Below are 12038 nucleotides of genomic sequence, written 5' to 3' on the forward strand. Positions count from 1 at the left end.
GGCGGGGCGGGAGGGAGGGGCCGGGGCCGAGGTGGGGCGGGCGAGGGGGAGGGCGGGGCCGGTGAGGACGCGATGGGCGTCGGCGACTCCGGTTCGGGTTCGGGGTCAGGCTTGGGTTCCGGCTTGGGTTCCGGTTTCGGTTCTGGCTTGATCGGAATGTCTGCCGGGTAGCCCGGTTTCTTCGGGGGGTCGATCTTCGAGGGAGGCGTCGTCGGATAGTCCGGTTCGGGTTTCATCTCGGTGGGAGACACGACCACCTCCCCCGGCTCCCGGTTCACCCCGGGAGCCGGGGGAGCCACCGTCGGGTGGTCGGGCTCGGGTTTCATCTCGGGGAACGGCATGGCCGGATATCCGGATCCCCGGCTCGCGGGGGAGGCCGCCGTGGAGCGGTCCGTCGGTTCCGGGCGCGCTGAGCGGCCTGGGGCCGAGATCGGCTCCCCGGCGTACGAAACGCTTCGCGGGGCGGGCGGGCCGGCACCGCTCCCCGCCGGGAGTGCCGAGAGCGCGGAAATGGGGGGTGCTCCGGCCAGCACGAGGGCCGCGATACAGGTCGCGAGGACCGCCGCGCCGAGCAGGCCTCGTCGTTGGATCCTCCGTCGATGCGTCGTCACGCGAAGTTTCTAACATCACACGGAAAGTAATGGGCGGGTAACCGGAGAGTCGACATAGATCATCGTGTCGATGGCATACCGTCTGGTTGGTACAGCCAATCTATTGACGCCCCCCCGAGTGGGTGCGGCAAGCTACATCAGAACATCGTTCTAGGCGAAGGTCCCGGGACGGCGACCGCTGACACGGAGGTGGCACGATGACTGCAGGCCCGCGCTGGGGTATGACGGTTCCCTTCTACGACCGCTCACTGGCCGGTTCCAAGGAGCTGATCGCCGAACTCCCCGGACTCGGCTACACCGACGCCTGGTCCGCCGAGGTCAACGGGGTCGACGGCTTCGTGCCCCTGGCGATGACCGCGGAATGGGCGCCGGAGATGCGGCTCGGCAGCGCGATCGTCCCGGTCTCCACCAGGGGACCCGGCCTGCTCGCCATGTCCGCCGCGACGCTCGCCGGCCTCGCCCCCGAGCGCTTCGTCCTGGGCATCGGGGCCTCCTCCCCGGCCATCGTGGAGCGCTGGAACGCCGGAGCGTTCGTCAAGCCGTTCGCCAGGACCAGGGACACCCTGCGCTTCCTGCGCAAGGCCCTCGCGGGAGAGAAGGTCACCGAGCGGTACGAGACGTTCGAGATCAAGGGGTTCAAGCTGGAGCGTGCTCCCAAGGTCCCGCCGAAGATCGTGCTCGCCGCGCTCCGTCCCCGCATGCTGCACCTGGCCGCCGACGAGGCCGACGGCGCGATCACCAACTGGCTCTCCCCACAGGACGTGCTAAAGGTCAGGGCCGAGATCGGCGAGGAGACCGAACTGATCGCCCGGCTGTTCGTGTGCGTCAGCGAGGACGCGGAGAAGGCACGCGAACTCGGACGCTGGATGCTCGCCAGCTACCTGACGGTCCCGGTCTACGCGGCCTTCCACGACTGGCTGGGGCGTGGGGAGACACTGCGGCCGATGCACGAGGCCTGGGCGGCCGGTGACCGGCAGGCGGCGCTCAAGGCCATCCCGGATGAGGTGGTGGACGACCTCATCGTGCACGGGGACGCCGCCACCTGCCGGGCCAGGATCCGGGAGTATGTGCGCAACGGCCTGAACACCCCGATCCTCGCCCCCATCCCCGGCGGCGAGGTCCCGATCACGCAGGCCGTACGAGATCTGGCCCCCGTCGAGGAGTGACTCTTGCACGACCTGTTGAAGCTGGACGCGCTGGGACAGGCGCAGGCCGTACGGAAGGGAGAGGCGTCCCCGAGGGAGCTCGCCGAGGCGGCGATCGCCCGGATCGAGGCGTGCGACGGCGCGATCAACGCGGTGGTCCACCGCAGATTCGAACGGGCGTTGGAGGAGGCGGACAAGGTCGAGTCCGACGCTCCCTTCGCGGGGGTGCCGACGCTGCTGAAGGACCTGGGCTGGGGCATGGCCGGTGAGCCGTACCGCGCGGGATCGCGAACCCTCGACGGGATCTCGGCGGAGCGCGACGGCTACGCGGTGGCCAAGCTGCGCCGGGCGGGGTTCACGATCCTGGGCCGGACCAACACCCCGGAGTTCGGCACCGCGATCACCACCGAGCCGGTGGCGTTCGGCCCGACCCGCAACCCGTACGACCTGCGCTACAGCAGCGGCGGGTCGAGCGGCGGATCCGCGGCGGCGGTGGCGGCGGGCATGGTCGCGGTGGCCACGGCCAGCGACGGCGGCGGATCGATCCGGATCCCGGCGAGCATGTGCGGACTGGTCGGACTGAAGCCCAGCAGGGGCAGGGTCAGCTCGGGGCCGTCGGCGGGCGAGCCCTGGGCGGGCTTCTCGGCCGCGGGTCTGCTCTGTCGTACGGTCAGGGACAGCGCGGCGACCCTCGACGTGGTCGCGGGGGCGATGCCGGGCGATCCGTACGGCGCGTCCGCCTGGCGGCGCCCGCTCGCCGAGGAGGTCGGAGCCGACCCCGGGCGGCTGCGGATCGGCTTCCTCACCGAGCATCCGGACGGGACCGTCCCGCCGGAGGCGGACCTGGTGGCCGCGGTCACCGGGGCCGCCGGGCTGCTGGCGGCGCTGGGGCACGACGTCGAGCCGGGGGGACCGCCCGCACTCGCCGAGGACGGCTTCGCCACGCACTTCGGCACCATCGTCGCCGCCCACGTGGCCGCCGACCTGGAGGACATCGGGCGCTGGCGCGGCAGACCCGTGGAGCTGGACGAGCTGGAGACGCGCAACCGGATCCTGGGCGCGACGGGTCGCGAGCTCGGTGCGGTCGACTACCTGGCCTCGCGCGACTGGATCGACGGGTTCCGGCGGCGGATGGCCGCCTGGTGGGAATCCCACGACCTGCTTCTCATGCCGTCCCTGGGGGTGGTGCCCTTCCGGCTCGGCCGACTGCCCGCGGACGACGTCAGCCTCTCGCGGGGCCTGACCAACCAGGCGGTGGCGTTCACCTCGCCGATCAACGCCACCGGACAGCCCGCGATCGCCCTGCCGCTGCACCGCACCGCGGACGGCTTGCCGGTAGGCGTGCAACTGGTCGCCGCGGCGGGACGGGAGGACCTGCTCATCCGGGTGGCCGCCCAGATCGAGGCGGAGCGACCCTTCCAGCACACGGCGATGCGCTGACCCGAATTTTTTCGGGATATCTGGTGATATCGGGGAGCGGATGGACGGGAGCGGCGGCAGGGGCGTGATCGTCCCGGCCGTGGCCGGCGTTCGGGAACCGTATCGGAAAATCACGCGTTATATCGTGAAGTGGCGGGGTAGTACGCCACCAGGCGAACGTGCTTCCGAGAGGAATCCCCATGGCGAAGGCGGCGCGCGCGGCACAGGCGTGGAAGACGTACAGGAGTGTGTCGAAGCCGGGCTCGCCCGGTCTCGGCGCTCGCCTGCGGGCCCTCCCCAAGATGATCGGCGCGGTCATACGCGGGCAGTACCCCGGTATGAGCAAGGGCAAGCTGGCCATGATGGGCCTTGGCGTGCTCTACATCATCTCGCCGATCGACGTCATCCCCGACTTCCTGGTTCTCATCGGGGTGGCCGACGACTTCGGCGTCTTCCTGTGGCTGATGAGCTCCCTGCTCGGCGAGGGCGGACGCTACGTCGACTGGGAGCGTGACCGGGTCAGAGCTGTTCCATCCTGAGCCAGGCGCGAGAGGGCAGCGGGTGGCCGAACAGGCGGGCGGCGTTGCCGTAGGCCACCCGGGCGATGTCGGCGGGCGGCAGGCTGCCCAGGTTCGTGGCGACGGCCTGCTGGGTGTCGGGCCAGGTGGAGTCGGAGTGCGGGTAGCCGCTCTCCAGCAGCACGTGCTCCAGCCCGACGGCGAGCCGCACCCCGGACAGGGCGTGGTCGTTGAGCGTGCCGAAGAAGAAGTTCCTGCGCAGGACCTCGCTGGGCTTCAGGCCACCCTCCCAGGAGGCCTCGCCGGCCACCGGGTGGTCGAGCGCGTAGTCGGCCCGCTCGGCGAGCATCGGCAGCCAGCCCACGCCCCCCTCGACGATGAGGATCCGCAGCGCGGGGAAGCGCAGCGGGATGCCCGACCAGAGCCAGTCGGCACAGGCGAACATGGCGCTTGTCGGCATCAGCGTGGTGATCGCCTCGATCGGGGTGTCCGGCGAGGGGACGGGTGCCCAGGAGCCGGCGCCGGCGTTCAGGCAGACGACCGTGCCCGTCTCCTCACAGGCCTGGAAGAACGGGTCCCAGTGGTCGCTGTGGATGGACGGCAGACGTAGCCGGGTGGGGAACTCGGGGAAGAGCACCGCCTTGAAGCCGCGCGCCGCGTTGTCGCGGACCTCCTTGGCGGCGATCTCGGGGTCGGTCAGCCAGGGCAGCTGCAGCGCGATGATCCGCTCCGGATAGGTGCCCGCCCAGACGTCCACGTGCCAGTCGTTCCACGCGCGCAGGATCGCCAGGCCGAGCTCCTGGTCGCGGGTCTTGGCGAAGACCATGCCCGACTGCCCGGCCAGCATGCCGGGGAAGCAGAGCGCGGCCCAGACGCCGGCGCGGTCCATGTCCTCGATCCGGGCCTCGATGTCGTGGCAGCCGGGACGCATGTGCTCGAACCGCACCGGGTCGAGCGTCCACTGCTCGCGGGGCAGACCGGCGCCCACGTCGAGGCCGGCGCAGGGGTAGGTGGCACCGCCGTAACGCCAGACCTGGTGACCCGAGTCGGTCTCGACCACCTTGGGAGCCAGCTCGGCGTACTTCTCCGGCAGCCGGTCGTCGAACATGTCGGGCGGCTCGATCAGGTGGTCGTCGGCTGAAATGATCACATAGTCCCGCCGCCTGGGCTCGGGGTCGGGGAGCAGCGGCGTAGTCACACGGTCAACCGTATGACGCTGGAATAACACTGTTCAAGCCGCAAGGTCTCCGGTTGGTATCTCTGTCTCCCAAGACGTCTCTTACAGGCGCCCTACGGGACCACCGGCTAGCCTGTCTGGCGGTGGATCTCGCGTGACGGGGGCAGAGATGCGAGTGGTGGTTCCGGCGCGGGGCGACATACCGCACGTCGTGCGTCTGGCGCTGCTGTTCGTGCTCGCGATCTCCACGATGATCGTCCATTTCAACCAGGCGCCACCCCTGCGGCCCGCCTCGGAGCTCATCTCGGACCTGCGGGCGGGCGGGGTGACCAAGGTCGTCTACGACCGCAACTGGCCCGCCTACGGCACGCTGACGTGGTCGCACGGGCCGCTCTCCTGGAGTCAGGCCCGCTTCGACCAGCCCGACGACGTCTGGGACCCCGAGACCACCCGGCTGCTCCCCGAGGCCCTTGAGCGGCGCCAGGGGGCTTTCCTGGCCCAGGTGCGCGCCGCGGCCGACCCCGGCGTGGAGATCGTGCGCACCGAGGGCTTCGGCGGCCTGATGGGCTCGCCCGCCTACGGGCGCTGGTGGGCCCCCTTCGGCCCGGTGGCGGTGGCGGCGGAGGTGCTCGCCTGGCTGCTCATGCTGACCCGGCCGAACCCCCGCTACGCCAGCCGCTGGGCGTGGTTCTGGATGTTCCTCACCGGCGGCTCGCTGCTCTACGTCCTGCTGGAGCCCCATCCCCTGTGGCGCGGACCGTACGAGGTGCTGCCCGCACCGGCCAGAATCGACGGCACGCGGGGGTTCGCGATCGCGGTGGCGCTCCTTTTCGGTATGGCCATGGTCAACGCATGACCATGGGGTAGTAATGGGACATGATTCCCGCCGTGGTCGAAGTCCGTCATGGTTGGCGGATCCTCGGGCTGACCATCCGGACGGTGCTCCTGCTCGTCCTGATCTTCGGGGGCCTGGTCGCCGCGCTGAGCCTCACTCCCCGGCCGGGGACGCGGGCCGAACTTCGCGCCGCGGCGGCGGCCGACCGCGTCTCCCTCCTCGAGTACGACGAGCAGGCAGGTGCGATCCAGCGGATCCGCTGGGCCCAGGGCACGCTGATCTGGCGTGAGATCGGCCCGGAGGCGCTCCTGGCGAAACAGCCTGCCTACACGAGGGCGGATCTCAGGGGCGACCTGGGCCGGAGCCGGATCAGGGCGACCGAGCCGGACGACTCCGACAGAGTGGAGCTCGTGCCCTCCTGGGTCGGAAAGGTGCCTGCGGCCGTCGGCGGCGTGTGGGTGATCGGCGCCTGGGTGCTTGCCTTCCTGATCATGCTCGGTTCGACGCCCAGGCTGGGCAACCGGTGGGCCTGGCTCTGGCTCTTCACCGTCGGGCAGACCGGCGCGCTGCTGTTCCTGCTGCTCGAACCCCGCCCGCTCTGGTTCGAGGCCGGGCGGCGCCCCGCGCCGCGCGAGCGACTCGGCGGGGTACGGGGTTTCCTGCTGGCGATCGGGGTGGGCCTGCTCTCCGCGGGGCTGACGTTGAGCGCCGGCGCATTGCTGAACCTCGTCGGCGGCTAGGCTCTGCGGCTTTCCGTCGGGTCCACCCCCGGGTGCCGCGGTTCAGGCGGGTTCTTCCGGTCAGGTGCCGGCACGCTCCGCCGGTGCGGGCTGTTCGGGGCCGTCCGGGAATTCGGCGGGTTCGCCGGGCTCCGGACCGCCGGTCGTGGCCGCGGCCCTGAGATCGGCGGCCTCCCTGCGGATCAGCAGCGCCCAGCCGCCGATCGCGACCCCGATGAACAGCCACCACTGCACGCCGTACGCCAGGTTGAGCCCGCCTCCCCCGCCGACGTCCGGCGCCGGAACGGGTTCCGGCGCGGCGGTGGCCGCGGGTGACTGCCCGGTCAACTCGACGTACCCGCCGAGAAGCCGGTACGGCAGGCGGCTGCCGATCGTCTCGGTGTTGATCAGCAGGACCTGGCCCGTGGGCAGGCCCGCTCGGTCCCGAATGCCCGAGGTCTCCTCGGTTTCGGTGGGCCGTAGCCTGCCGGTGACAGTTACCTCACCTGAGGACGGGGCGGGGACCTCGGGGAGGGCGTCGGCCGTGGCACCCGCCTTGACCCAGCCTCGGTTCACCAGCACACCGGTGCCGTTCGGGGAGATCAACGGGGTCAGCACGTAGAAGCCGACCACCTTGTTCTGGGTGCGGCGTCTGACCAGGAGCTGGGCGTCCGCGTCGTACCTGCCGCCGACCGTGACGGGGCGGTATTTGTCCTGCACGGAGACGGTGCCGCCGGGCGAGGTCAGCTCTTCCACGGAGACGGGGGCGGTGGCGAGGTTGCGCGTGATCTGGTCGCTGCTGGTGGATCTTTCCGTGAAACGCCCGAACTGCCACTGGCCCAGCAGCACGAAAGCGGGGATGACCAGTAACACCACCACGTGCAGAGCCAGCCATCGGGGAGTCAGCAGAAACCGGTACACGCTCTCAAGAGTAGGCATCGGGAGTGTCGCCCCGTCCTTCGAGTGCGCTTTTGGGAGTGGCGGGGGGTGCCTGTGGGCGTAGTAAGGTGCCCGGAACCGCGCGATCGTCGGATGTCATGGAAAATTCCATGGACACTCCGGAGATCGCATATGGTCGGCTGAAATATCCCCCGGGACGTTCCACCACCCTCGGAGCCTGCTCCTGATGACTGTGCTCATGCCCGCTCCCACGGCTCCGATCGCACTCCCCAGTCTCGGCGCTCTGCTACGGCATGCCGCCCCCCGGGCGTTCGAGAGCATGATGCTTCCCGTTCTCGTCTTCTACGTCGCGCTGATCTTCACCAACTCGGATGTCGCGATCGCGGTGGCGGCACTCTGGGTCTACGGCGGGATCGCCTGGCGACTGGCCAGGCGGAGCGAGGCACCCGGCACGCTCATGCTGGCGGCGGGCACGATCACGGTCAGGGTGGTGCTGACCGTGGCGACGGGCAACCCCATCGTGTTCTTCCTCCAGCCCTGCCTCGGGGTGTTCTGCGTGAGCATGGGTTTCCTGCTCACCGCGCCGTTGCGGCGGCCGTTGATCCGGCGGGTGGTGGCCGATCTCGTGCCGTTGCCCGACCAGGTGACGGAGCACCCGCGGATGCGCCGGTTCTTCGTGTCACAGTCGGTGCTGTGGGGTTGCGCGCAACTGCTGAACGCGGCGCTGAGCCTGTGGCTGCTGCTCAGCCAGTCTCTGGAGACCTACCTGCTGGTGCGCACCTCGGCGGTCGCGGTGCTGCTCGGCGGCGCGGCACTGATCTCGGTGCTCAGTCTCCGGCACTGCCTGCGGGGGCTGGAGACACGGGGGCCGGAGGACTGAGGCGCATGCCGGGTCCGGGAAGCGCGGTGACCTCTCGCGGACCGGACACCTCGTGTCCCTTGGCGCAGCGGAAGTGCTGCTCGAGCGGAGCGCCGCAGCCGCGGTGGGTGAGGAGTGTCGGCGGCCCCTCGTGGTCGCTGAGATACCTGTCGCCCCACTGCATCAGGGCCACCAAGGTCGGGTAGAGGTCGAGACCCATCTGGGTCAGCCGGTATTCGTCGCGCTGCCGCTGCCCGGGTTCGCGGTAGGGCACCTTGCGCAGCAGTCCCTTCTCCACGAGACGGGCCAGCCTGGCGCTGAGCACCTGCCTGGGTGCTCCCGTGGCGGCCTGCATGTCGGCGAAACGCCGTACCCCGCTGAACGCCTCGCGCAGCACCAGGAACGTCCACTTCTCGCCGACGATGCCAAGGGCGCGCTCGATGGAACAGTTCTCCAGCCGCAGGGGCAGGTTGCCGGGAGCCGCCTCACTCATGTGCGAATCGTAAGTCGCCATGGCGCCACCTCCAACGCGCACCTAAGTCTACTTGACATACTCAGCTCTCTTGCGAGAATCTGAGTCCATGATGCGAACTCAGCTTGCGTCGCCGTGCCAGGCCCCGGCGTCACCCGTGCCCCTGGACGCCATGCCGGGGAAGGTCGTCGAGATCCGGCTCGCGCGGCCGGATGACGAGGAACGGATTCGTCGCTTCCTCGGGGGACTGTCGCCCCGGACACGGGTGCGGCGGTTCTTCGGCGGGGTGAGCCGTCCCGGCGCGGGTTTCGTCAGGGCGCTCCTCGCGGTGGACGAACGGTGCGACGCGCTGCTCGCGCTCCGCGGGGATCTCGTCGTCGGGCACGCCATGAGCTACCGGAGAGAGGAAGAAGCGGTCGACGTCGAGATCGCGGTGGTGGTGGGCGACGAGTGGCAGGGAGTGGGGCTCGGCTCCCGGCTCGTCCGCGCACTGATGCGCCGCGCGGCGGCCCGGGGGGCCGGGACGGTGGGGATGGACGTGCTCGGAGACAACCGCACGGTGCTGGCGATGATCCGCAGGATGTGGCCCGAGGCGACCATGCGTGTCTCCTGCGGCACGGTGGAGGTGACCGCGAGAATCCCGCACTGAGGGGCCCCGTGTCGGGGCGCGGGCAGGCGGGCAGGGCCTCCGGGGGGATGGCGCGGTATCGCGATCAAGGCGGTAGGATCGGCGTGGCCCAAGCTGTTTCCCGCACAGTTTGCGGAATAAGGTTCTGGTGCCTCACCATTGGAATCGTGAAGACTGCCAAGAACGGACGCGACGGCCGCACCAGGATCGTCGAGGGCGCCCTGCGACGATTCAGCCAAGATGGTGTCTCGGCCACCACGCTGGCCAGCCTCCGTGAGGAGAGCGGCGTCAGCGTCGGCAGCTTCTATCACCATTTCGCCAGCAAGGAACATGTCTTCGGCGTCCTGTACGCCGAGACCCTGCGCATGTACCAGGACGCGTTCCTCGCCGAACTCCATCGCCACGAGGGGGCGCGGGAGGGCATCGAGGCCATCGTCGCGCTGCACATGTCCTGGTGTGGCGAGCACCGCGAGCGGGCCCACCTGCTGATCAGTGAGCGGCCGCCCAGGCGCGAGGAGCCGGGCGGCACCGAGGTGTCGGAGTCGCGCAGGGCGTTCTTCAGAACGGTCTCCGACTGGTGGCGCCCGCACATGAAGAACGGGCTGCTCCAGCCCGTCCACCCGACGATGTGCTACGTGCTCTGGCTCGGACCGGCCAACGAGATGTGCCGCCTGTGGTTCGCCGGGGCGCACCAGCCCACCTCCGAAGAGATCGGCGGCCTCTGTGAGGCGGCCTGGCAGAGCCTGCGGCAGCAGGGTTCCTGACCGCCGTCACCGTTCTCGCCCGCCCGGAGCGGGCTCAGCGCGTGCCCGCCAGTTGGCGCATCCGCGTCGACACCCGCCAGACGTCCTTGTCGAGCGAGATGTCCAGTCGCAGGTCCTGACGCCGGCGCCGCAGGCCGGGCACGCGCACCCGGTCGGAGACGTCGAACCTGCCACGCCTGGCGTAGCCGAACCCCAGCTCTCCGGGGAGGACTCGCAACTCATCCTGATTGCCGCATCGTGGACAGGTCCAGGCGACCAGATCCTTGCCTCGGCAGTAATCGTGGCAGGCGCGAAAATACTCATCAGGGCGAAAACGGGACTCACAGGCGAAGCAGGGGATCAGCATCACGGATCCTTTGGAACGGATGGTGCAGCTACCAAGAAGTACCGCCTCCCGGTTGAAGCCCGCTTGCAGAATGCTTACCCCGGTGTGTAACGGTCTCATCACTCGGGGCGGCCGGACCTGCCCGGTGCGAGGATTGCCCGGTGAACGATCTGCTGGACCGGCTCAGAGAGCTTCTGCTCGACACCGGCTACACCATCGACGGCGTCCGCGAGCGGCTCGGTGACATCGCCGCCACCGCGCTCTCCCGCGAGGAGACGGTGCCCGCCCTGCGCGTCACCGGCCGGGGCGATCCGCTCGGCACCCTGATCCGGCTGTGGTGGCTCGGCGCCTCCGTGGAGGCGCGAGGGGCACCGGCGGGCCTCCCGCTGGAGGAACTGGCCGCCGCGGGACTGGTGACCGTCGAGGGCGGGCGGGTCACCTCCACGGTTCACCTGCAGCCCTGGGAGACCGGTGGTTACCTGGTCTCCGACCGCAAGGTCAGGCCGGGCGACCCCGCCCTGCGCCCGGACCACGTCGTCGGCGCGGGGGGAGCCTCGGCGAACCTCGCCCAGCTGGCCTCACATCGCCCGGTCGGGCGTGCGCTGGATCTCGGTACCGGGTGCGGGGTCCAGGTGCTCCATCTGAACGGCCGCGCCGAGGAGATCACGGCCACCGACGTCAACCCGCGCGCGCTGGAGCTGGCCCGGTTGAGCTGGGCACTGTCCGGGATCACCGGGGTCGAGGCGCGGCGGGGTTCCATGTTCGATCCCGTCGAGGGCGAACGCTTCGACCTGGTCGTCTCCAACCCGCCGTTCGTGATCTCCCCGGCCGGCCGGTTCACCTACCGGGAGTCGGGCCTGTCCGCCGACGACTTCTGCCGCGACCTGGTACGGCGGGCGCCGAATCACCTCGCCCCCGGCGGCACCTGCCACCTGCTGGCCAACTGGCTGCACGTCGACGGCGAGGACTGGCGTGACCGGGTGGGCGGCTGGCTCGCCGGGACCGGCTGCGACGGCTGGGCGGTCCAGCGCGACGTGCAGGATCCCGCCGAGTACGTCGAGCTGTGGCTGAGGGACGCCGCCGAGCAGGGCACCCCGCGCTACCGCGAGCTCTACGACGACTGGCTCGGCTGGTTCGAGTCCGAGAACGTCACCGGGATCGGCTTCGGCTGGATCACGCTGCACGACTCCGGGAGTCTTGACCCGGTCGTGCGGGTGGAGGAGTACGGCCTGCCAGTGGAGTTGCCGGTCGGCGGATACGTGGACGAGGTGCTCGGCGCGATCACCACGGCGCACCGGCTGACCGACGCCCAGCTGCTGGGTGCCAGGCTGGCGGTCGCCGAGGGGGTGCTGGAGGAGCGGATCGGGCCGCCCGGCGCCGAGGACCCGGCGCGGATCGTGTTGCGGCAGACCGGAAGACTACGCCGCAGCACGCGGGTCGGGACCGTGGAAGCCGCCCTCGCGGGGGTCTGCGACGGTGACTATCCACTGGCCCCGCTGCTCGACGCGATCGCGGAACTCACCGGCGAGGACCCCGATGACCTGCGGGCCAAGGCCCCTGCCGTGCTCCGTCCACTGATTGCCGAGGGGTTTTTCCACATATCCACAGGGTGATTCTCCACAGGCTGTGGATATCGCCGCTATTGCCTGTCAATCGGATGTCAAAC

Annotated in this window: 13 protein-coding genes; 9 read left to right on the top strand and 4 right to left on the bottom strand. The window is 70.2% G+C overall.

The genetic code is table 11. The features are described 5' to 3' along the window. Positions 1-808: 808 nt before the first annotated feature. From IG98_RS0125295 to IG98_RS0125305, 3 genes are all read left to right on the top strand, one after another. Complete coding sequence (locus IG98_RS0125295) at positions 809-1777, top strand: LLM class F420-dependent oxidoreductase (RefSeq protein WP_030917001.1); 969 nt, start codon at positions 809-811, stop codon at positions 1775-1777. Between the two features lie 3 nt (positions 1778-1780). Next, positions 1781-3196 carry an amidase gene (locus tag IG98_RS0125300; protein WP_030917004.1) on the top strand — a complete coding sequence of 472 codons (1416 nt, stop codon included), beginning with the start codon at positions 1781-1783 and terminating at the stop codon, positions 3194-3196. A gap of 179 nt (positions 3197-3375) precedes the next feature. After that, positions 3376-3714: a YkvA family protein gene (locus tag IG98_RS0125305; protein WP_030917007.1), complete on the top strand. Its 339-nt coding sequence runs from the start codon at positions 3376-3378 to the stop codon at positions 3712-3714. Here the strand turns inward: IG98_RS0125305 and IG98_RS0125310 are convergent. Next, complete coding sequence (locus IG98_RS0125310; protein WP_030917010.1) at positions 3695-4891, bottom strand: amidohydrolase family protein; 1197 nt, start codon at positions 4889-4891, stop codon at positions 3695-3697. The genes IG98_RS0125305 and IG98_RS0125310 overlap by 20 nt on opposite strands. 133 nt (positions 4892-5024) lie before the next feature. On the opposite strand from IG98_RS0125310, the gene IG98_RS0125315 reads away from it, so the two are divergent. Beyond that, positions 5025-5726: a hypothetical protein gene (locus tag IG98_RS0125315; protein ID WP_157594501.1), complete on the top strand. Its 702-nt coding sequence runs from the start codon at positions 5025-5027 to the stop codon at positions 5724-5726. Positions 5727-5758: 32 nt separating this feature from the next. Further along, positions 5759-6445: a hypothetical protein gene (locus IG98_RS0125320; RefSeq protein WP_157594502.1), complete on the top strand. Its 687-nt coding sequence runs from the start codon at positions 5759-5761 to the stop codon at positions 6443-6445. 60 nt (positions 6446-6505) lie between these two features. Here the strand turns inward: IG98_RS0125320 and IG98_RS0125325 are convergent, their stop codons facing one another. Continuing rightward, a complete protein-coding gene (locus IG98_RS0125325; protein ID WP_051752858.1) occupies positions 6506-7345 on the bottom strand; it encodes an SURF1 family cytochrome oxidase biogenesis protein in 840 nt (279 codons plus the stop codon). A 205-nt stretch (positions 7346-7550) separates the two neighbouring features. Between IG98_RS0125325 and IG98_RS0125330 the strand changes: the two genes are divergently transcribed. After that, positions 7551-8204, top strand: a complete 654-nt coding sequence (locus tag IG98_RS0125330; protein ID WP_030917022.1) for a VC0807 family protein — start codon at positions 7551-7553, stop codon at positions 8202-8204. On the opposite strand, the gene IG98_RS45275 is transcribed toward IG98_RS0125330, so the two are convergent. Continuing rightward, the gene (locus IG98_RS45275) at positions 8152-8676 is read right to left on the bottom strand and encodes a winged helix-turn-helix transcriptional regulator (protein ID WP_245651703.1); all 525 of its coding nucleotides are present in this window, start codon (positions 8674-8676) and stop codon (positions 8152-8154) included. The genes IG98_RS0125330 and IG98_RS45275 overlap by 53 nt on opposite strands. Before the next feature lie 136 nt (positions 8677-8812). On the opposite strand from IG98_RS45275, the gene IG98_RS0125340 reads away from it, so the two are divergent. Further along, entirely contained in the window at positions 8813-9304 is a 492-nt protein-coding gene (locus IG98_RS0125340; RefSeq protein WP_245651704.1) for a GNAT family N-acetyltransferase, read from the top strand. A gap of 146 nt (positions 9305-9450) precedes the next feature. Continuing rightward, the gene (locus IG98_RS0125345; RefSeq protein ID WP_030917031.1) at positions 9451-10047 is read left to right on the top strand and encodes a TetR/AcrR family transcriptional regulator; all 597 of its coding nucleotides are present in this window, start codon (positions 9451-9453) and stop codon (positions 10045-10047) included. A gap of 34 nt (positions 10048-10081) precedes the next feature. Here the strand turns inward: IG98_RS0125345 and IG98_RS53510 are convergent, their stop codons facing one another. After that, positions 10082-10264 carry a hypothetical protein gene (locus IG98_RS53510; RefSeq protein WP_245651705.1) on the bottom strand — a complete coding sequence of 61 codons (183 nt, stop codon included), beginning with the start codon at positions 10262-10264 and terminating at the stop codon, positions 10082-10084. 269 nt (positions 10265-10533) lie between these two features. Between IG98_RS53510 and IG98_RS0125355 the strand changes: the two genes are divergently transcribed. Continuing rightward, a complete protein-coding gene (locus IG98_RS0125355; protein ID WP_030917037.1) occupies positions 10534-11985 on the top strand; it encodes a DUF7059 domain-containing protein in 1452 nt (483 codons plus the stop codon). Positions 11986-12038 lie beyond the last annotated feature (53 nt).

The organism is Streptosporangium amethystogenes (assembly GCF_000721075.1).
Classification (GTDB): domain Bacteria; phylum Actinomycetota; class Actinomycetes; order Streptosporangiales; family Streptosporangiaceae; genus Streptosporangium; species Streptosporangium amethystogenes.